The following is a 19,677-nucleotide window of genomic DNA, read 5'->3' on the forward strand; positions in this document are numbered from 1 at the left end:
GCTGACGCTTTTGGGGGCTCGGGTCAGGCACGCCAATGTTCGACGGGGTTCTTCCTGCGTGGTGGTGCATCACTTCCGCCACACGGAGAGGTGCCGAATTATCCAGATTGCGCGAAAAATTTCAACCTGCTTTGATGGGCTTCTTTGCCAAGGAGTGTCTATCCGATGGAATACCGCCAGCTTGGCCGTACCGACCTCAATGTCAGCGCCCTGTGCCTTGGAACCATGACCTGGGGCGAACAGAACAGTCAGGCCGAGGCCTTCGAGCAGATTGCCCGGGCCAAGGCCGCCGGGGTCAACTTCATCGACACCGCCGAAATGTACCCGGTGCCGCCCCGCCCCGAAACCTACGCCGCCACCGAGCGCATCATAGGCAACTGGTTCCGTGACAATGGCGATCGCGACGACTGGGTGCTGGCCAGCAAGGTCGCCGGCCCCGGCAACGGCATCAGCCACATTCGCGACGGCCAGCTCAAGCACAACCGCCAGCATATCGTCGCGGCGCTGGACGAGAGTCTCAAGCGCCTGCAGACCGACCGCATCGACCTGTACCAGCTGCACTGGCCCGAGCGCAGCACCAACTTCTTCGGCAAGCTGGGCTACCAGCATTTGCCACAGGACCACTTCACCCCGCTGGAAGAAACCCTCGAAGTGCTCGACGAGCAGGTACGCGCGGGCAAGATCCGCCACATCGGCCTGTCCAACGAAACGCCGTGGGGCACCATGAAGTTCCTGCAACTGGCTGAAAGCCGCGGCTGGCCGCGAGCGGTATCAATCCAGAACCCTTACAACCTGCTCAACCGCAGCTTCGAGGTGGGCCTTGCGGAAGTGGCCATCCGCGAGCAATGCGGCCTGCTGGCCTATTCGCCGCTGGCGTTCGGCATGCTCTCCGGCAAATACGAGAACGGCGCACGCCCGGAAAACGCACGCCTGACCCTGTTCAGCCGCTTTGCCCGCTATTCCAACCCACAGACCGTGGCGGCCTGCAGCCGCTATGTGCAGCTGGCCCGCGAGCACGGCCTGGACCCGGCGCAGATGGCCCTGGCGTTCGTTACCCGGCAGCCGTTCGTGACCAGCAATATCATTGGCGCGACCAGCCTCGAACAGCTGGACAGCAACCTTGCCAGCCTCGAGCTGAGCCTGAGTGATGAACTGCTGGCGGCGATCGAGGCGATTCACCAGGAGCAACCGAACCCGGCGCCTTGAGCCGGACCCTGTGCCCACTTCGAGGCCTGTGGGACACCTGCAGGAGCAGCCCTTGTGCTGCGAAGAGGTCTGTATGGCTGAAGGTTGCCTGTGGCAGTAATGGCCTCTTCGCAGCACAAGGCTGCTCCTACCGGTTGGCGCTGCCCCTCTGCTGCACAGGCTAGACACAATCGCCAAAAAATAAGACGATCCAGCCGGTGATTGACCACTCTACCCTATAAGAACAATGACAATGATGTTTACCCAACCCTCCGCGTCGCTGCGGCGCGTCAGCATCCTGGCCATTGACAAGGTGTTCGCTTCGACCTTGATGCAGGCCAAGGATTTCTTCCACCTCGCCAGCTTGCGCTACAGCAAGCAACTGGGCCTGGGCCTGCAGCCCATGTTCGAGATTCGCCTGGTGAGCCCGGACGGCCAGCCCGTGGACAGCTTCAGCAATGTGCAGTTGCCAGTCGAAGGCGGCCTTGACGACGCAGACGTGATCATCCTTCCGGCCTTCTGGGATGACTTCGACAACCTGCTGCAACGTTATCCACAGGTACTGCCTTGGCTGCGTGAACAGCATGCCCGTGGCTCGGTGCTGTGCGCCGAGGCCAGTGGCGTATTCTGGCTGGCCGAGTCCGGCCTGCTCGATGGCAAGGAAGCGACCACCTACTGGCGCTTCTTCAACAGCTTTGCCGAACGCTTCCCGAAGATCCGGCTGAACCAGGACAAGCATCTGACTGATGCAGACAACCTCTATTGCGCCGGCGGGACCACTTCAGCCTGCGACCTGTACATCTACCTGATCGAACGCTTCTGCGGCGCCAACGTGGCCCGCGCCGTGTCCCGCGACATCCTCTACGAAGTGCAGCGCAATTACACCCCGGGACGCATGGGCTTTGGCGGGCAGAAGCTGCACCAGGACCTGATCATCCTGCAGATACAGCACTGGCTGGAAGAACACTTCGCCGACAAGTTCCGCTTCGAGGACGTGGCTCGCAACCACGGCATGAGTATTCGCAATTTCATGCGGCGTTTCCAGAGCGCTACGGGTGACAAGCCGCTGCACTACCTGCAACGGTTGAGGATCGAGACGGCCAAGGGCTTGTTGTCGAGCACGCGCAAGAGCATCAAGACCATCAGTTATGAGGTGGGCTATGACGATGCCAGTTTCTTTGCGCGGCTGTTTCGTCAGCATACCGAGCTGTCGCCGAACCAGTATCGGCAGCAGTTCATGCAGGAGGCTTGAGGCCTTCTGGGGCTGCTTTGCAGCCCTTTCGCGACACAAGGCCGCTCCTACATGGAATCGCGTGATCCTGTAGGAGCGGCCTTGTGTCGCAAAAGGGCCGCAAAGCGGCCCCGGCAATTTCAGGGCTTGTGCGCCCGCGCCAGGAACTCGTGCGACTGCATCTCCAGCAAGCGGCTCAGGGTACGCTGGAACTCGAAGGCCAAGCGCCCACCGGTATACAGGTCCTTCAGCTCCACCTCGGCCGAGATGATCAGCTTGACGTTGCGGTCGTAGAACTCGTCCACCATGTTGATGAAGCGGCGGGCGATGTCGTCGGTGGTGACGCCCATCTGCTCCACGTTGCTCAACAGCACGGCATGGAAGATCTTGCCCAGTTCGATGTAGTCGTTCTGGCTACGAGGGCCGTCGCACAGCGCGCGGAAGTCGAACCAGGCCACATCGTCACAGGTCAGCAGGGCCTGGATCGGGCGATTCTCGATCATCAGCACGTCGTTCTCGACCGCCTGGGTGCACTCAGGAGTCAAGGCCTTGAAGCTGGCGCGCAGGCTCTGGTGCGCCGCCTCATCGAGCGGGTAGTGGTACAGTTCGGCCTGCTCGAGGTGACGCAGACGATAGTCGACCCCGCTGTCGACGTTCACCACGTCGGTGTACTGCTTGATCATGGCGATGGCCGGCAGGAAGCGCGCGCGCTGCAGGCCGTCCTTGTACAGGCCGTCAGGCACGATGTTGGAGGTAGCCACCAGCGATACGCCGTTCTTGAACAACTCTTCCATCAGGGTGCCGAGAATCATCGCGTCGGTAATGTCCGACACGAAGAATTCGTCGAAACAGATGACCTTGGCTTCTTCGCTGAAGCGCTTGGCAATGATGGTCAGCGGGTTCTTCTCGCCCTTGAGGGTTTTCATTTCCTCGTGCACACGCTTCATGAAGCGGTGGAAGTGCGTGCGCATCTTCTGCTTGAACGGCAGCGCCTCGAAGAAGGTATCGACCAGATAGGTCTTGCCGCGCCCTACCCCACCCCAGAAGTACAGGCCCTTGACGGGGGTCTGCTCCTTCTTGCCGAACAGCTTGCCGAACACGCCCGGCTTGTTGTTCTGCGCGTGTACCAGGTCATCGTACAGGCGCTGCAGGTGACGCACCGCAGTTTCCTGCGCCGCGTCATGGAAGAAGTCGGGACGTTTCAGATCTGCTTGATATCGTTCTAGGGGCGTCATGATTCGTTAGCGAGGCAACAAAAAACGGGCCGTCACTGTAGCGACAGGCCCGCTTAATGGCAATCAGTCTGTGGGAGCGGGCGTGCCCGCGAACACCGGCAAAGCCGGTGCCATGCAACGCGGCGCCTGTTTCGCGGGCACGCCCGCTCCCACAGTTTCACCATCTTCAGTCCGGTTGTGGCGCAAGCGCTGCACGCAGGCTTTCGATGGCCGAATCACGGGCTTCGGCGCTGTCGAACTGCGGCCCGTCGGCAACCTGTTCACCGTTCAGCCACAGACCGAAACCCAGGCCTTCGACGCGTACATCCGCCTCGCCACCTTGCTGCAGCTGCTTGCTCACGGCGCCGGCGCTCTTGCCGTCGGCGAAGCTGCGCGACAGCAGCAGTTGCTCGCCATCAGCGGCAAGCAGACGGAAGCGGAAGCTGCCGTCTTCATCGCGGAAACTGACGAAACGCGCACTCTTGGCGGCCTTCTTCTTCACTTCGGTGCTGGCCTGCACGCTGCTACGGAACGAACGCAGGCCAACGGCCTCGCGCAGCTGCTCGAGGAATGGCGTGGCGATCTTGCGAGCCTTGGCAGCGCCGGCCAGCAGGATGTCTTCCAGGTCCGCCGGACGGGCGATCAGCTGGTGGTAGTACTCGCGCTTCTCGGCCAGCTGGCCGTCCAGCAGCTGGAACAGCCGCTGCTTGGCCTCGCCCCAGCCCAGGCCCTGCAGCAGCTCGTCACGGAACTCCGCGCACTGCGCCGGCGTAGAGAAGGCCTGGAACAGGGTGAACAGGTGCGCGTTGTCCGGGTCTTTGGCTTCGCCAGGCGCACGCGAGTCGGTGACGATGCGCGAGATGGCGTCTTTCATCTCCTTGGCGCTGGTGAATAGCGGGATGGTGTTGTCGTAGCTCTTGGACATCTTGCGCCCGTCCAGGCCCGGCAGGGTCGCCACGCTCTCCTCGATCACCGCTTCCGGCAGGGCGAAGAAGTCCTTGCCCTGGCCGAACAGGTGGTTGAAGCGCTGACCGATGTCGCGGGCCATTTCCACGTGCTGGATCTGGTCACGACCGACCGGCACCTTGTTGGCATTGAACATCAGGATGTCCGCAGCCATCAGCACCGGGTAGCTGTACAGGCCCATGGTCACGCCGGCATCCGGGTCTTCGCCATTTTCCAGGTTCTTGTCCACCGAGGCCTTGTAGGCGTGTGCACGGTTGAGCAGGCCCTTGGCGCTGACGCAGGTCAGCAGCCAGGTCAGCTCGGGGATTTCCGGGATATCGGACTGGCGGTAGAAGGTCACCTTGTCCGCATCGAGACCGCCGGCCAGCCAGGTGGCGGCGATTTCCAGGCGCGAACGCTGGATGCGCAGCGGGTCGTCGCACTTGATCAGGGCGTGGTAGTCGGCCAGGAAGTAGAACGAGTCGACACCGGGCTGCTGGCTGGCACGGATCGCCGGGCGGATGGCGCCGGCGTAGTTGCCCAGGTGCGGAGTGCCGGTGGTGGTGATACCGGTGAGAATGCGCGTGGTCATGGGTGTTCGCTTATTCAGGCTTGGCTCAGTTCGAAAGGCGCGGCAGCAGCAGATCCTTCAGATCGGTCAGCTTGCCATGGAAGAAGTGTCCGCATTCTGCCACTTTCAGCAGCTCATGGGGGCGCGACAGGCTGTCGGACCAATCGTAAACCAGCTGCGGCGCGACGACTTCGTCGGCGTCCGGCTGCACCACGGTGATCGGGCAGCGCTGCGGCAGCGGGAACTCCGCCGTCAGGCGCATGACCGCCGGGGCGATCATGAACAGCTGTTGCAGCTCTACTCCGGCAGCTTCCAGGCGGCCGGCCAGGCTGGTGGCGACGAAGCCGCCGAACGAGAAACCCATCAGCACCAGCGGCAGGCCCAGGTGCTTTTCGCGCAGCCAGGCCGCAGCGGCCTCGGCATCGGCCACTTCGCCAGCACCCATGTCATGACTGCCGGCGCTCTGCCCGACGCCACGGTAGTTGAAACGCAGGGTCACATAGCCGGCGTCACGGGCGGTGCGCTGCAGGGTCGAGACCACCTTGTTGAGCATGGTGCCGCCCTGGACCGGGTTGGGGTGGCAGATCAGCACCACGCCACGGGCATTGGCCACGTCCAGGTACAAGGCTTCCAGCTGGCCGCTGGGGCCATCGATGAACAAGGGGGTTTCGCGGACAAGCAAGGCACTACTCCGTGACCTCGGGAGGGGTCGATTCGTCTAGATGAGGAATTCTGTTCTGATTTGCGATCGCTCGCGGTATACAGCGCAGGTCTGAGCCGTTAACGTAAAGCAAAGCCGTTTATAGAGGAAGGACTCGTGGAACTCTCGCTCCTTGTTTGGTTGTTGCCGACCCTGGCCCTGGTCATCGGCGTGGTGGTTGGGTTCGTCGTCGCTCGCCTGCTGCCCAATGCCGCGCCGAGCAGCACCCAGCGTCAACTGGATGATATCCAGAAGCGCTTCGACAGCTATCAGAACGAAGTGGTTACTCATTTCAACAGCACGGCCGTGCTGGTCAAGAAACTGACCCAAAGCTATCAGGACGTGCAGGACCACCTGGCCGAAGGCGCCAACAGCCTGGCCCTGGACGACGTCACTCGCCAACGCTTGCTGGCAGCCCTGCACTCCGAGGCAGCGCAAGGCCCACGCGACCGTTTGACCCCGCCGAAGGACGCCGAAGTGCCACGCGACTACGCGCCGAAAGCACCGAACTCGCCGGGCATGCTTGACGAGAGCTACGGGCTGAAGCGCTGATCTGCAGAAAATGACAAAGGCCTCGCAAGAGGCCTTTTTCATGGGCTGGATTCATTGGCCTCTTCGCGGGTGAACCCGCTCCCACAGGGGCGGCGCAGGTTTCAAATACTGCGCCTGACCTGTAGGAGCGGGTTTACCCACGAAGAGGTCAGCCCAGGCAACCTAGCTGCAGGCCTGCAATGCCTGCTCGACATCCGCCAGCAGGTCCTCCAAGTCCTCCAGCCCCACCGACAGGCGCACCAGCCCCTCCGATATCCCGTGATGCGCCCGCTCCTTCGCGGTATAGCTGGAGTGCGTCATGCTCGCCGGATGCTGCGCCAGCGACTCGGCATCGCCCAGGCTCACCGCCCGCGCAAACAGTTGCAGAGCATTCATGAACCTGCGCCCGGCCTCGATCCCCCCCTTGAGCTCGAAGGCGATCATCCCGCCCGGCAAACGCATCTGCCGCTGCGCCAGCTCGTACTGGGCAAACGACGGCAAACCTGGGTAGTGAATCAGCTCCACCTGCGGCTGCCGAGCCAGAAGCTCCGCCACCTGCTGGGCATTGGCGCAATGTCGGTCCATGCGCAGGGCCAAGGTCTTGATACCGCGCATCAGCAGCGCCGCATCGTGGGGTGACAGCACCGCCCCGGTCATGTCCTTCAGCCCTTCCAGGCGAATGCGGTCGACCAGCGCCTTGCGCCCCACCACCAGACCGGCAGTGATATCGCCGTGGCCACTCAGGTACTTGGTCGCCGAATGCACCACCAGGTCCGCTCCCAGCTCCAGCGGCCGCTGCAGGTAGGGCGTGCAGTAGGTGTTGTCGACCACGACATGCACATCATGCCCGCGCACCGCCTGGGCCACCGCGGCGATATCCACCAGCTGCATGTTGGGGTTGGCCGGCGTTTCGAAGTAGATCATCCGCGTCTTGCTGTTGATCGCCGCTTTCAGGGCCTTGGCATCGTTCAGGTCGACATGGCGGATCTTCACCCCGAATTCACCAATGCCATGGTGCAGGAAAGCAAAAGTGCAGCCGTACAATGTGCGCCCGACGATCAGCTCATCACCAGGGCGCAACAGGGTCCAGATCGTCGAGGTGATGGCCCCCATGCCCGACGCCAATGCCAGCCCCGCCTCGCCGCCCTCCAGCGAGGCCATGCGCTGCTCCAGCAGAGCCAAGGTAGGGTTGGAAATGCGGCTGTAGAAATGCCCCGGCTCCTCCCCGGCGAAGCAAGCAGCACCGTATTCGACTGTGGGGAAGGCATAGGTAGCGGTCTGGTACACCGGCGGCACCAGGGCGCCATTGTGGGAAAGCGGATCGTAGCCATGGTGAATGGCCCGCGTGGAAAAACCGGTGTTGTTATGGGAGTCGCGCATGGCAACAGCCTCTTGTGGTTTGCTATAAGCTTATGCCACCGAGCTGCCCGATTTTTTCCAAAATGGCCCACGCATACGCGTACTTGTTGGAATAAAAACAATAATTACCGGACCAGGAGGGCAAAACATGCCTTCACGCCTCGACCGCACCGACCGCGCCCTGCTCGCTGCCCTGCAGGACAATGCCCGCCTCACCGTTGCCGAACTTGCCGACCAGGTAGCGCTAACAACCTCGCCGTGCTGGCGGCGGGTCAAGTTGCTGGAGGACAACGGCTACATCACCGGCTACCAGGCCATCCTCTCGCCCAAGTCGCTGGGATTTGGCGTGACCGCGTTCGTCAGCATCATGATGGACTCGCACACCAAGGACATGGCGCTGGCGTTCGAGCAGCGGTTGATGGAGATTCCCGAGATCGTTGCCTGCCACAACATTTCCGGGAGGTATGATTTTCTGCTGGAGATCCTGGCGCGGGACCTGGAGTCGTTCGGCGAATTCACCCGCGAAGTGCTGCAGCGGTTACCGGGGGTGAAGGAGATCTATTCGAGTTTTTCGTACAAAGCGGTGAAGGAAAAACGGGTGATAACGGTGTCGGAAAAACATATCTAGGACAGGTCTTTCAGCACGCCAGGAACGGTCCTACTGATTACCGAACCGCAGCCGACATACAGCGAGTTACATTTACGGAAAGCTAGCCCATGTAGCGATCAGGAGAACCTACATGGCTAAAGACAACGCATATTATCTCGATGAAGCGCTATACATCAGTGCGCAGCCACCAACGGGCATTGAGCTGCATTATATTGGCGGTGGTGGTGGGCCGGGGGGAGGTGGCTGGGGGCTTAGCGACGGGTATCCTCGCGGGACCAGTCCAACCAAAAGCGATATTGCACGCGTAATTTCCACTCGAAAGGTGTTCGCAGAGGAATACCATGTCATTGAAAAAGATTATTTGGAAAAATACCGTCAAGAGACGAACCAGCTGCCAAGCACAATTGCAGCATTGAAGTCCCAAATAAAAGCGGAAGCGAGCCAGGCAGGCGCCCCTCTGACAGCGGCATCAGCCGAGCAGGTCATTCTCACCACACGCATCAATCAGATGCGTGATCTTTATCTACAGATCCTGCCCGACGCCAACAGTTATTTCGGTGCACCCGCGTTCTATAAACGCGGTGATTCAATGATGAGCCGATTTCTCGACCCGGGCTTTTTCGCCGCAACAACGGGTGAAGAACTGGGGGCAGAATGGGGCGCCAAACTGCACAGTTCATGGGATGGCGCCTATCGCCTGCATCTTGAAGCACTCAAGATTCAGGCACTGGCAGATGACCTGGAAAGCCTGGCAACACAAGTGGATCAGGATGAGCTGAGTCATCAGCCGATGGACTTGTCGCAGGCCATTGCCCGAAGAACAGCGCAAATCCATGCAGAGCGGCAAATTCATTTCAACTGCTTGCCCAGTGTTATTCAGCACGAGTTGGGGCAGACAGTCATTGACGACGCACTCTCGCTCGTTCAGGCACTCAGTGCTTATCTAGCCACTGCTGTTGCCCTGATCCAGGGCAAACAATCGCAAATCCCGTCATACCCGGACCAAAACCCTCAAATCAACGGCCCTCTGTCAAAGCCGCAACTCGAAGGGCTTCTGCACCTCGTGGATGAGCAGCGGTTACGGCGTGCCGGTCCACGCTGGAAGGAGTATCACCAGGCGCTTGCTCTGACCGAATCGATCCGGTTTCTGGGTGTCTACACAAGTGCCACGCAAAACCTGGTGCAGCGCGCCGTTGAGGTAGAGAGCCTGCAAGGGCAACTCGCCGCACAAGAAGAAGCTGCGCGCCAGCAGGCCGAAGCTGAGCGCTCGGCGGCGGAAGCCGAGCAACAATGGCAGGAGGCTATACGCCAGCGCGTGCGCTATAACCACCAGGCGCAGCTTGCAGGATCAGCGCCAGCCGTAATCCCCATCGGCGCTGCAACCTTTGCAATTGCCGAAACATCGTACACAGCGTTGAGCAAAGCAATAACTTCGGCGATCAGTCGTCTGGTTGCTGTTTCTCTTCGCTCGCTTTCCGTTGGCACCCTCGCAATGGCCTGGCCATCGACACTGGGCAACAGCGAACGCCACTACCTCATCAGCACCCCACTATCCAGCCTGGTACCACCTGACGGGCCAGACATTGCCGCGTTGGCCGCAACATCCACCAGTATCGACTTACCGTATCTCATGGCAGGGGCCGAAAGCGAAGACACCCTGGACCTGTATGTGGTGCCAGGCGGCAAACCGGTAGCGGTTCGTGCAGCAACGTTCGACACGGAACGGCAGGTGTACAGCCTGGCGCTGGACAATCCTCAGCGGATTCTGACGTGGACACCTGCCAGTGCTCCGGGTGGTGAGCAAGGAAGTTCCACCAGCCTTCCGCAACTACCCCCAGGCACCATCGTCTATGCCGGTAGCAGCCTGAACCCTGTGAATAACGAACAGGAAGGCTACCCCGCGCTTGATCTGCTGGATCAGGAACGACTGATCATTACCTTCCCCATGGACTCGGGATTACCGCCTATTCTGGTGGTGTTCAAGAGTCCGCGATATGAGCCAGGTATTGTCATGGGCTCAGGGGCGGAGATCGATGGCATCTGGCTTGGGGACATAACCAGAGGGGCCGGAGCAAAAATCCCGACACAAATTGCAAATGCGCTGAGGGGAAGAGAGTTTCGAGACTTCGATGAGTTCAGAACCGCATTCTGGAAGGCGTTATCCGATACCCCAGAGCTTTCTAGCCAATTCAATGATGCAAACAAGAGTCTCATCGCCAAAGGGCGCGCGCCCAGAGCGCGTGACAAAGATCACCACAAAGGTCACGCAACCTTCATACTCCACCACGTGATTCCAATTTCCGAGAGCGGGGCTGTATACGACGTAGACAACTTAAGAGTAGTTACACCAGCGGCGCATCATGCCATTCACTATGGGGCCTCCGAATGACTCAAAAAGCCACGATCTCCGAATATACAGAACTTGACTTCTTGAATTTCATCAAATCAATAATCAACCCACCAGACAACATAAGCGATCAAGAACTTGATGCACAAATCATGGCATTCAAGACTCTGAGCGAACACCCCAACGGGTCAGACCTAATTTATTGGCCTGAAGCAGACGGCCTTGACACGCCTGAAGAAATTCTACGCATAATAAAAGAGTGGCGTGCAGCCAACGGCAAGCCAGGATTCAAACCAGAATGAATTCGACACCCCGCTCACGCGGGGTGTACCACCAAAGCGCAACTCAGTAAAAATTTCCAAACATCCACAGGAAGGCTGCGCCAAGCGCGTTTTGGGCAATGGCCGCAACGGTCGCCTATTTACCGACCAGTATCTCAAGGCCGCTGGCTTTGGCGGCTATAAATAGCAGGATAAAAAAACCCGCCGAGGCGGGTTTTTTCTTGCAGGGGCGCTTAGATCGCGCCACGCTGACGCAGCACGTCCAGCACCTGCTTCACGCCCTCATCCACGCTCGTGGCCTGGGTATCGATCACAAGGTCGGCATCCAGCGGCACATCGTACGGGAAGCTTTCGCCCGGGATGTTGTCGCCACCAGCAGCGTACAAGCCTTGCGGGTCACGCTCACGGCAGGCCAGCGGCGAGGCCTGGACGTAAACGGTCACCAGGCGCTCCTTGCCGATCAATGCCTTGGCCTGTTCCCGGCCTTCTGCATCCGGGGCCACGAACGCGGCCAGAGTCAGCAGACCGGCTTCGTTGAACTGGCGCGCCACATGGGCGGCGCGGCGCCAGTTCTCGGTGCGGCCGGCACGGTCCTGCGGCAAGCCCTTGTTCAGGTCATGGCGCAGGTTCTGGCCGTCGAGCACGTACACTGCACGGCCCATGTCGAACAGCTTGCGCTCCACGGCATAGGCCAGGGTGCTCTTGCCAGCGCCGGACAGGCCACTGAACAGCACGGTGGCAGGCTGCTGGCCGAAGCGCAGGGCGCGCTCTTCGGTGGCCACATGGCACAGCTTGCCATGATGGCCGGTGCTGCCGTGCGGCAGGACTGGCGGGGCGATGATCATGCCGGCGCCGACCGTGCCGTTGGTCAGCCGGTCGATGACGATGAACGCACCGGTGGTGCGGTTGCTTTCGTAACCGTCCAGGGCAATCGAGGCGTCCAGGGACACCTTGACGCGGCCGATCTCGTTCAGCTGCAGCGCGCTGGCAGCGCCCTGCTCCAGGGTGTTCACATCGACCTTGTGGGTGATGCTGGCAATCGAGCCCGGCACGTAGCTGGTGGCGCGCTTGATGTCGTATTTCTTGCCCGGGAGCATCGGCTCCTCGGCCATCCACACCAGCATGGCGTCGAACTGGTCGGTGACCGGCGGGACGTTGTCGGCATGCACCAGCAGATCGCCACGGGAGATGTCGATCTCGTCTTCCATGGTCAGGGTCACGGCCTGGCCGGGGCCTGCGTTTTCCAGCTCGCCTTCGTAGGTGACGATGGACTTGACGCGGCTGCTCTTGCCCGACGGCAGCACGACGATTTCGTCACCCTTGTGCACCACGCCGCTGGCGATGGTGCCGGCGAAACCGCGGAAGTTCAGGTTCGGGCGGTTGACGTACTGCACCGGGAAGCGCAGGTCGGTGAAGTTGCGGTCGGCCGACACTTCGACGGTTTCGAGGATTTCCATCAACGTCGGCCCGGCATACCACGGCGAACGCTCGCTGTGGTTGACCACGTTGTCGCCCTTGAGCGCCGACATCGGCACGAAGTGCAGGCTGCTCGGCACCAGGTTGATGGCTTCGGCGAACTTCAGGTAGTCGGCCTTGATCGATTCGAAAACGCCCTGATCGAAGCCCTTGAGGTCCATCTTGTTGACCGCGACCACGATGTGCTTGATGCCCAGCAACGAGGCAATGTAGCTGTGGCGGCGAGTCTGGGTCTGCACGCCGTAGCGGGCATCGACCAGGATGATCGCCAGGTCGCAGGTGGACGCGCCGGTAGCCATGTTGCGGGTGTACTGCTCGTGGCCCGGGGTGTCGGCAATGATGAACTTGCGCTTGGCGGTGGAGAAATAGCGGTAGGCGACATCGATGGTGATGCCCTGCTCGCGCTCGGCCTGCAGACCGTCGACCAGCAGCGCCAGGTCGACTTCCTCGCCGGTGGTGCCGACCTTTTTCGAATCGCGAGTGATGGCCTCGAGGTGGTCCTCGTAGATCATCTTCGAGTCATGCAGCAAGCGCCCGATCAGGGTGCTCTTGCCGTCATCCACGTTGCCGCAGGTGAGAAAACGCAGCAGTTCTTTGCGCTCGTGCTGAGCCAGATAAGCGAGGATGTCTTCGCTGATCAAATCGGATTGGTGCGACATGGAGTAACCCTGAAAATTAGAAGTAGCCCTGACGTTTCTTGTCTTCCATGGAACCGGCGCCATCGTGGTCGATGACTCGGCCCTGGCGCTCGGAAGTGCGCGTCAGGAGCATTTCCTGAATGATGTCGGTGAGCGTCTCGGCTTCCGACTCGACAGCACCCGTCAACGGGTAGCAGCCAAGGGTACGGAAACGCACCTTTTTCTTGACGATGCGCGCTTTCTCTTCATCGGTAAGATGTTCGAGGATGCGCTCGTCGTCTATCATGATCAGGGTGCCGTTCTTCTCGATGACTTCACGCTCGGCGGCGAAGTACAGCGGCACGATCGGGATGCCTTCGAGGTAGATGTACTGCCAGATGTCCAGCTCGGTCCAGTTCGACAGCGGGAAGACGCGGATCGACTCGCCCTTGTTGACCTTGCCGTTGTACACGTTCCACAGTTCCGGGCGCTGGTTCTTCGGGTCCCAGCGGTGCTTGCTGTCACGGAACGAGTACACGCGCTCCTTGGCCCGCGACTTCTCTTCGTCGCGGCGCGCACCACCGAAGGCGGCATCGAAACCATGCTTGTCCAGCGCCTGCTTCAGGCCCTGGGTCTTCATGATGTCGGTGTGCTTGGAGCTGCCATGGGTGAACGGGTTGATGCCCTGCGCCACACCCTCGGGGTTGACGTGGGTGATCAGCTCCAGGCCCATTTCCTCGACCATCTTGTCGCGGAAGCTGTACATCTCCTGGAATTTCCACTGGGTGTCGACGTGCATCACCGGGAACGGCAACTTGCCTGGGAAAAAGGCCTTGCGCGCCAGGTGCAGCATCACGGCGGAGTCCTTGCCGATCGAGTACAGCATCACCGGGTTGTCGAACTCGGCGGCCACCTCGCGGATGATGTGGATGCTCTCCGCCTCCAGCTGTTTCAAGTGCGTCAGTTTGTCGACCATGGCTACTCACGAAAAACGATCTTATGGACGGCCTGCGGGCCGTGTTCGAGCGAGCCACTTTATCACAGCGGCTGCTTCTATTTAGGAGGCTGGCTAGATCGAAAAAGTCTAACGATATGACTGGGGGTTTGGGCTGGCAGGCCCGGTATTGGTCTCTGGACATGCACAGGATCTGTAGGAGCAGCCTTGTGCTGCGAAGAGGCCGTTACTGCCCAAAAAGCTCTTTTGCCTCACTGGCCTCTTCGCAGCACAAGGCTGCTCCTACAGGGACCGCGCCATCAACACTGTATCCGCGAAGAAGGCGACGCCGATGTCAGATCGGGTTTGGGCAATCGATGAACAGGTGCTCCACGGCAAAGCGCCGCGCCAGGTAATCACCCAGCGCCTGCACCCCATACCGCTCGGTGGCATGGTGCCCGGCGGCAATGAAGCTGACGCCATTCTCGCGGGCACTATGGTAGGTCTGCTCCGACGCCTCGCCGGTCAGGTACAGGTCCACCCCGGCCGCGATCGCCGTGTCGATGTAGCCCTGCCCGCCTCCGGTGCACCAGCCGACCCGCCGGATCATCTGCTCACCCTCTACCAGCAAAGGCTCACGCCCCAGAACCTCCCGCACTCGCCGGGCGAAGTCGAGCGCAGTCATCGGCTCGGCCAGCGAGCCGACCAGGCCGACCACCTTGGGGTTCTCCGGGTCCAGCGGCCCTTCGACGGTGATGTCCAGTTGCCGCGCCAGTTGCACGTTGTTGCCCACGTCCGGGTGCACGTCCAGCGGCAGGTGGAACGCCAGCAGACTGATGTCGTTGTTCAACAGGGTTTTCAGCCGGCGCTGCCGGATGCCGGTGACGCAAGGGTTCTCTCCCTTCCAGAAGTAGCCATGGTGCACCAGCACCAGGTCGGCCTCGGCTTCGACTGCCGCATCCAGCAACGCCTGGCTGGCGGTAACGCCGCTGACGATGCGGCTGACCTGCGGCCGGCCTTCGACCTGCAGGCCGTTGGGGCAATAATCCTGGATCTTCGCGCTGCCCAGGTAACGCTCGGCTTCCTCGACCAGGGTGTTCAGAGCGACGGCCATGAAAATCTCCTCGAAATCTGCGTTTTTCTCGGGCACAACGCCCATGCAACGCCCGTATAATGCCGGCCATTATGGGCCGTCGCCGGCACTGGGGGAACCGGTGTATGATCGCGCGCGCTCATGCCCACCGCACGGTCATCGTCCCCGGCTATTTCCAGGATTCATTCATGTTCAAGGCTTTGCGTTATTTTGGCTGGCCCCTGCTTACCGGCGTACTGATCGCCATGCTGATCATCCAGCGCTTCCCGGAGTGGGTCGGCCTGCCCAGCCAGGACGTCAACCTGCAGCAGGCACCGCAGACCACGCGGATCATGCAGGGCCCGGTATCCTACGCCGACGCCGTGACCCTGGCCGCCCCGGCGGTGGTCAACCTGTACACCACCAAGGTGGTGAACAAGAGCGCCCACCCGCTGTTCGAAGACCCGCAGTTCCGCCGTTTCTTCGGCGACAACCTGCCCAAGCAGCGCCGCTGGGAGTCGAGCCTGGGCTCGGCGGTGATCATGAGCCCCGAAGGCTACCTGCTGACCAACAACCATGTCACCAGCGGCGCCGACCAGATCGTCGTGGCCCTGAAGGATGGCCGCGAGACATTGGCCCGGGTCATCGGCAGCGACCCGGAAACCGACCTGGCGGTGCTGAAGATAGACCTGAAGAGCCTGCCGGCAATCACCATCGGCCGCTCCGACAACATTCACATCGGTGACGTGTCGCTGGCCATCGGTAACCCGTTCGGGGTCGGCCAGACCGTGACCATGGGCATCATCAGCGCCACTGGCCGCAACCAGCTGGGCCTGAACAACTACGAAGATTTCATCCAGACCGACGCGGCGATCAACCCGGGTAACTCCGGCGGTGCGCTTGTGGATGCCAACGGCAACCTGATCGGCATCAACACGGCGATCTTCTCCAAGTCCGGCGGTTCGCAAGGTATCGGCTTCGCCATCCCGGTGAAACTGGCACTGGAGGTGATGAAGTCGATCATCGAGCACGGCCAGGTGATCCGTGGCTGGCTGGGCATCGAAGTACAGCCACTGAGCCAGGAACTGGCCGAATCGTTCGGCATGAAGGACCGCCCGGGCATCGTGGTGGCGGGCATCTTCCGCGAAGGGCCGGCGGCAAAGGCCGGGCTGCAGCTGGGTGACGTGATCCTGAGCATCAACGGCGAGCCGGCCGGTGACGGGCGCAAGTCGATGAACCAGGTGGCGCGGATCAAGCCCAACGAGAAGATCACCATCGAGGTGATGCGCAATGGGCAGCAGTTGAAGCTGATCGCCGAGGTGGGCCTGCGGCCACCACCGGCGCCGGCAGTCGCCAAGGAAGAGAAGTAAGGCTGCGATCTGGTCTCTGGGGGGCTGCTTCGCAGCACGAGGCTGCTCCTACAGGAGATCGCATTTCCCTTGTAGGAGCAGCCTTGTGCTGCGAATGGGCCGCAAAGCGGCCCCGGCTACATCAATGCAGGATCTGGCTCAGGAACAACTTGGTCCGGTCACTGCGTGGCCGGTCGAAGAAGTCATCCGGCGCCGCCTGCTCGACGATCTCGCCCTTGTCCATGAAGATCACCCGGTTCGCCACGGTCCGGGCAAAGCCCATCTCGTGGGTCACGCAGAGCATGGTCATGCCGTCCTCGGCCAGGCCCACCATGGTATCGAGCACTTCCTTGACCATTTCCGGGTCCAGCGCCGAGGTCGGTTCGTCGAACAGCATAATCTTCGGTTTCATGCACAACGCGCGGGCAATCGCCACACGCTGCTGCTGACCACCGGACAACTGCCCCGGGTACTTGTGCGCCTGCTCCGGAATACGCACCCGCTCCAGGTAGTGCATGGCGATTTCCTCGGCCTTGCGCCGCGGCATCTTGCGCACCCACATCGGCGCCAGGGTGCAGTTCTCCAGGATGCTCAGGTGCGGGAACAGGTTGAAGTGCTGGAACACCATGCCCACTTCGCGGCGGATGGCCTCGATCTGCTTGAGGTCGTTGGTCAGCTCCACACCATCGACCACGATGCGCCCCTGCTGGTGCTCTTCAAGGCGGTTGAGACAACGGATGGTGGTGGACTTGCCAGAGCCGGACGGCCCGCACAGCACGATGCGCTCGCCCTGGCGCACGTTCAGGTTGATGTCCTTGAGCACATGGAACTGGCCGTACCACTTGTTCACGCCCTGCATCTGGATGATGCCTTCGGGGCCGGCAGGCTGCTTGATCGCTTCACTCATTTCGAAACTCCTAACGCTTGTGGCCAGTGTCCAGCTTGCGCTCCAGATGCATGGAGTAGCGGGACATACCGAAACAGAAAATCCAGAACACCAGGGCGGCGAACACGTAGCCCTCGGTAGCCATACCCAGCCAGGCCGGGTCGGCAGCAGCTTGCTTGACGCTGTTCAGCAGGTCGAACAGGCCGATGATGATCACCAGGCTGGTGTCCTTGAACAGGGCAATGAAGGTGTTGACGATGCCGGGAATTACCAGCTTGAGCGCCTGCGGCAGAATCACCAGGCCCATCGCCCGCCAGTAGCCAAGGCCCATGGCCGCGGCAGCTTCGTACTGGCCCTTGGGGATGGCCTGGAGGCCGCCACGCACCACCTCGGCGATATACGCCGACTGGAACAGGATCACGCCGATCATCGCCCGCAGCAGCTTGTCGAAGCTCATGCCCTCAGGCAGGAACAACGGCAGCATCACCGATGACATGAACAGCACGGTGATCAGCGGCACGCCGCGCCAGAACTCGATGAAGGTCACGCACACCACCTTCACCGCAGGCATTTTCGAGCGCCGCCCCAGGGCCAGCAGGATTCCCAGCGGCAATGCGCCGACAATGCCCACGGTGGCAATCACCAGGGTCAGCATCAGCCCGCCCCACTGGCTGGTAGGTACGCTTTCCAGGCCCAGCATGCCCCCGTGCAGCAGGGTGTAGGCCAGCAGCGGGTACACCACCAGGAAGCCAAGGCCGTAGAAGGCCTTGCGTGGGAAGCGTTTGATGAACAGCGGGGCGGCGCCAAGCACGGCAAGCCACACGGTCAGGTCCACGCGCCAGCGCAACTCGGCCGGGTAGTAGCCGTACATGAACTGGCCGAAACGCTGCTGCACGAACACCCAGCAGGCGCCCTCCTTGGTGCAGTCGGCGCGGGTGGTGCCGACCCAGTTGGCATCAAGCAACGCCCACTGCAGCAGCGGCGGCACGATCAGCCAAACCAGGTAGATGGCAAACAGGGTCAGCAGCGTATTGAGCCAGCTGGAGAACAGATTGGCACGCATCCATGCGAGCACGCCGACGGTTTTCACCGGTGGCGGCATGTCGGGTTTGAAAACATGGGCATTCACGGGCGTATCCTCACCGCTCGATCAGCGCAATGCGCTTGTTGTACCAGTTCATCAGCAGCGAAATACTGATGCTGATGGCGAGATAGACACTCATGGTGATGGCGATCACCTCGATGGCCTGGCCGGTCTGGTTGAGCACGGTACCGGCGAACAGCGAGACCATCTCCGGATAGCCGATACCGGCCGCCAGCGACGAGTTCTTCGCCAGGTTCAGGTACTGGCTGGTCAGCGGCGGAATGATCACCCGCAGTGCCTGGGGGATGATCACCTTGCGCAGGGTCGGCCCCTCGCGCAGGCCCAGCGAACGCGCGGCCTCGGTCTGGCCATGGCTGACCGAACGGATACCGGAGCGCACGATCTCGGCGATGAACGCAGCGGTGTAGATGGTCAACGCCAGGGTCAGCGCCAGCAGCTCGGGGATCAGTACCCAGCCACCGACGAAGTTGAATCCTTTCAATTGCGGCACTTCCCAGTGCACCGGGCTGCCGAACAGCAGTGCGCAAACGCCTGGGATGGCGATGAACAGCGCCAGCCCCACCCAGAACTTGTGGAATGGCTCACCCGTCTCGTCGAAGCGCTTGTTGGCATAACGCACCATCACCACGATGGCCAGCAGCGCCAGGACCAGGGCCACGACGAACGGCCAGAAGCCTTCGGCCATGGACGCGCCGGGCATGTTCAGGCCACGGTTGCTGATGAAGAAGGTGTCGTCGATATTGATGCTGCCCCGCGGTCCCGGCAGGGTCAGGAACACGGCGAAGTACCAGAACAGGATCTGCAACAACGGCGGGATGTTGCGGAAGGTTTCCACATACACGGTCGCCAGCTTGTTGATCATCCAGTTCGGCGACAACCGCGCCACACCGATGATGAAGCCAAGGATGGTCGCCAGCACCACGCCGATGAACGTCACCAGCAAGGTGTTGAGCAGGCCGATGACGAACACCCGCGCATAGCTGTCTGATTCCACGTAGGGGATCAGGTGCTGGGCGATGCCGAAGCCGGCACTGCGGTCGAGAAAGTCGAAGCCCGAGGTGATACCCCGGTGTTGCAGGTTGGTTTGCGTGTTGTGGAACAGATACCAGCCCAGACCGACCACGAAGACTATCGTGAGAATCTGGAACAGCCACGCGCGCACACGTGGATCGCTCAGGGATAAACCCCTTTGTGCGCCGATTCGATTTTGCATGAAGTGCCCCGGAAAGTAGGGTTCCGAACAGCCTGCGGCGGCGGGATGCCG

Annotated in this window: 17 protein-coding genes; 7 read left to right on the forward strand and 10 right to left on the reverse strand. The window is 61.2% G+C overall.

Annotated features, from left to right (window positions below):
• Positions 1–165 precede the first annotated feature (165 nt).
• The gene (locus GEV38_RS22750; RefSeq protein WP_015271724.1) at positions 166–1,206 is read left to right on the forward strand and encodes an NADP(H)-dependent aldo-keto reductase; all 1,041 of its coding nucleotides are present in this window, start codon (positions 166–168) and stop codon (positions 1,204–1,206) included.
• A gap of 310 nt (positions 1,207–1,516) precedes the next feature.
• The gene (locus GEV38_RS22755) at positions 1,517–2,437 is read left to right on the forward strand and encodes a GlxA family transcriptional regulator (RefSeq protein WP_169774643.1); all 921 of its coding nucleotides are present in this window, start codon (positions 1,517–1,519) and stop codon (positions 2,435–2,437) included.
• 119 nt (positions 2,438–2,556) lie between these two features.
• Here the strand turns inward: GEV38_RS22755 and zapE are convergent, their stop codons facing one another.
• From zapE to GEV38_RS22770, 3 genes are all read right to left on the reverse strand, one after another.
• Entirely contained in the window at positions 2,557–3,651 is a 1,095-nt protein-coding gene (gene zapE, locus GEV38_RS22760) for a cell division protein ZapE (RefSeq protein ID WP_015271725.1), read from the reverse strand.
• 166 nt (positions 3,652–3,817) lie between these two features.
• Positions 3,818–5,167 (reverse strand): tryptophan--tRNA ligase, encoded by a 1,350-nt coding sequence (locus GEV38_RS22765; protein WP_015271726.1) that lies wholly within the window; start codon positions 5,165–5,167, stop codon positions 3,818–3,820.
• A gap of 25 nt (positions 5,168–5,192) precedes the next feature.
• A complete protein-coding gene (locus tag GEV38_RS22770) occupies positions 5,193–5,828 on the reverse strand; it encodes an alpha/beta hydrolase (protein ID WP_015271727.1) in 636 nt (211 codons plus the stop codon).
• Between the two features lie 135 nt (positions 5,829–5,963).
• Here GEV38_RS22770 and GEV38_RS22775 point away from each other — a divergent pair, with 135 nt between their 5' ends.
• Positions 5,964–6,398, forward strand: coding sequence for a YhcB family protein (locus GEV38_RS22775; protein WP_003257164.1), 435 nt, complete (start codon positions 5,964–5,966; stop codon positions 6,396–6,398).
• A 162-nt stretch (positions 6,399–6,560) separates the two neighbouring features.
• Here GEV38_RS22775 and GEV38_RS22780 read toward each other — a convergent pair whose 3' ends face one another.
• A complete protein-coding gene (locus GEV38_RS22780; RefSeq protein ID WP_054573309.1) occupies positions 6,561–7,757 on the reverse strand; it encodes a methionine gamma-lyase in 1,197 nt (398 codons plus the stop codon).
• A 127-nt stretch (positions 7,758–7,884) separates the two neighbouring features.
• Between GEV38_RS22780 and GEV38_RS22785 the strand changes: the two genes are divergently transcribed.
• The 3 genes from GEV38_RS22785 to GEV38_RS22795 all read left to right on the forward strand — a co-directional run bounded on the left by GEV38_RS22785 (position 7,885) and on the right by GEV38_RS22795 (position 10,995).
• Positions 7,885–8,364: an Lrp/AsnC family transcriptional regulator gene (locus GEV38_RS22785; RefSeq protein WP_054573308.1), complete on the forward strand. Its 480-nt coding sequence runs from the start codon at positions 7,885–7,887 to the stop codon at positions 8,362–8,364.
• A 112-nt stretch (positions 8,365–8,476) separates the two neighbouring features.
• On the forward strand, positions 8,477–10,735 hold the full coding sequence (locus GEV38_RS22790) for an S-type pyocin domain-containing protein (RefSeq protein WP_173896021.1): 2,259 nt from the start codon (positions 8,477–8,479) through the stop codon (positions 10,733–10,735).
• On the forward strand, positions 10,732–10,995 hold the full coding sequence (locus GEV38_RS22795; protein WP_015271731.1) for a bacteriocin immunity protein: 264 nt from the start codon (positions 10,732–10,734) through the stop codon (positions 10,993–10,995). The genes GEV38_RS22790 and GEV38_RS22795 overlap by 4 nt, the downstream gene beginning before the upstream one ends.
• Before the next feature lie 212 nt (positions 10,996–11,207).
• On the opposite strand, the gene cysN is transcribed toward GEV38_RS22795, so the two are convergent.
• The 3 genes from cysN to GEV38_RS22810 form a co-directional block, all read right to left on the reverse strand.
• Positions 11,208–13,109, reverse strand: coding sequence for a sulfate adenylyltransferase subunit CysN (cysN, locus tag GEV38_RS22800; RefSeq protein WP_054573306.1), 1,902 nt, complete (start codon positions 13,107–13,109; stop codon positions 11,208–11,210).
• A gap of 16 nt (positions 13,110–13,125) precedes the next feature.
• On the reverse strand, positions 13,126–14,043 hold the full coding sequence (cysD, locus tag GEV38_RS22805) for a sulfate adenylyltransferase subunit CysD (protein ID WP_013974136.1): 918 nt from the start codon (positions 14,041–14,043) through the stop codon (positions 13,126–13,128).
• 313 nt (positions 14,044–14,356) lie between these two features.
• Positions 14,357–15,115, reverse strand: a complete 759-nt coding sequence (locus GEV38_RS22810) for a Nif3-like dinuclear metal center hexameric protein (RefSeq protein ID WP_015271733.1) — start codon at positions 15,113–15,115, stop codon at positions 14,357–14,359.
• Positions 15,116–15,282: 167 nt separating this feature from the next.
• On the opposite strand from GEV38_RS22810, the gene algW reads away from it, so the two are divergent.
• On the forward strand, positions 15,283–16,443 hold the full coding sequence (algW, locus tag GEV38_RS22815; RefSeq protein WP_015271734.1) for a Do family serine endopeptidase AlgW: 1,161 nt from the start codon (positions 15,283–15,285) through the stop codon (positions 16,441–16,443).
• Between the two features lie 121 nt (positions 16,444–16,564).
• Here algW and GEV38_RS22820 read toward each other — a convergent pair whose 3' ends face one another.
• The 3 genes from GEV38_RS22820 to GEV38_RS22830 are packed head-to-tail and all read right to left on the reverse strand — an operon-like array spanning position 16,565 to position 19,626.
• The gene (locus GEV38_RS22820) at positions 16,565–17,329 is read right to left on the reverse strand and encodes an amino acid ABC transporter ATP-binding protein (protein ID WP_003251792.1); all 765 of its coding nucleotides are present in this window, start codon (positions 17,327–17,329) and stop codon (positions 16,565–16,567) included.
• Between the two features lie 10 nt (positions 17,330–17,339).
• Positions 17,340–18,437 carry an amino acid ABC transporter permease gene (locus GEV38_RS22825; RefSeq protein WP_013974139.1) on the reverse strand — a complete coding sequence of 366 codons (1,098 nt, stop codon included), beginning with the start codon at positions 18,435–18,437 and terminating at the stop codon, positions 17,340–17,342.
• A 10-nt stretch (positions 18,438–18,447) separates the two neighbouring features.
• On the reverse strand, positions 18,448–19,626 hold the full coding sequence (locus GEV38_RS22830; RefSeq protein ID WP_054573304.1) for an amino acid ABC transporter permease: 1,179 nt from the start codon (positions 19,624–19,626) through the stop codon (positions 18,448–18,450).
• Between the last annotated feature and the right edge of the window lie 51 nt (positions 19,627–19,677).

Source organism: Pseudomonas sp. 13159349 (assembly GCF_013305685.1).
Classification (GTDB): Bacteria; Pseudomonadota; Gammaproteobacteria; order Pseudomonadales; family Pseudomonadaceae; genus Aquipseudomonas; species Aquipseudomonas asiatica.

Coding starts and splice junctions, on each gene's coding strand:
- GEV38_RS22810 (WP_015271733.1), bottom strand. CDS start 15,115: ATGGCCGTCGCTCTGAACACCCTGGTCGAGGAAGCCGAGCGTTACCTG.
- GEV38_RS22755 (WP_169774643.1), top strand. CDS start 1,517: ATGCAGGCCAAGGATTTCTTCCACCTCGCCAGCTTGCGCTACAGCAAG.
- cysN (WP_054573306.1), bottom strand. CDS start 13,109: ATGTCGCACCAATCCGATTTGATCAGCGAAGACATCCTCGCTTATCTG.
- GEV38_RS22750 (WP_015271724.1), top strand. CDS start 166: ATGGAATACCGCCAGCTTGGCCGTACCGACCTCAATGTCAGCGCCCTG.
- cysD (WP_013974136.1), bottom strand. CDS start 14,043: ATGGTCGACAAACTGACGCACTTGAAACAGCTGGAGGCGGAGAGCATC.
- algW (WP_015271734.1), top strand. CDS start 15,283: ATGTTCAAGGCTTTGCGTTATTTTGGCTGGCCCCTGCTTACCGGCGTA.
- zapE (WP_015271725.1), bottom strand. CDS start 3,651: ATGACGCCCCTAGAACGATATCAAGCAGATCTGAAACGTCCCGACTTC.
- GEV38_RS22780 (WP_054573309.1), bottom strand. CDS start 7,757: ATGCGCGACTCCCATAACAACACCGGTTTTTCCACGCGGGCCATTCAC.
- GEV38_RS22765 (WP_015271726.1), bottom strand. CDS start 5,167: ATGACCACGCGCATTCTCACCGGTATCACCACCACCGGCACTCCGCAC.
- GEV38_RS22795 (WP_015271731.1), top strand. CDS start 10,732: ATGACTCAAAAAGCCACGATCTCCGAATATACAGAACTTGACTTCTTG.
- GEV38_RS22790 (WP_173896021.1), top strand. CDS start 8,477: ATGGCTAAAGACAACGCATATTATCTCGATGAAGCGCTATACATCAGT.
- GEV38_RS22785 (WP_054573308.1), top strand. CDS start 7,885: ATGCCTTCACGCCTCGACCGCACCGACCGCGCCCTGCTCGCTGCCCTG.
- GEV38_RS22820 (WP_003251792.1), bottom strand. CDS start 17,329: ATGAGTGAAGCGATCAAGCAGCCTGCCGGCCCCGAAGGCATCATCCAG.
- GEV38_RS22830 (WP_054573304.1), bottom strand. CDS start 19,626: ATGCAAAATCGAATCGGCGCACAAAGGGGTTTATCCCTGAGCGATCCA.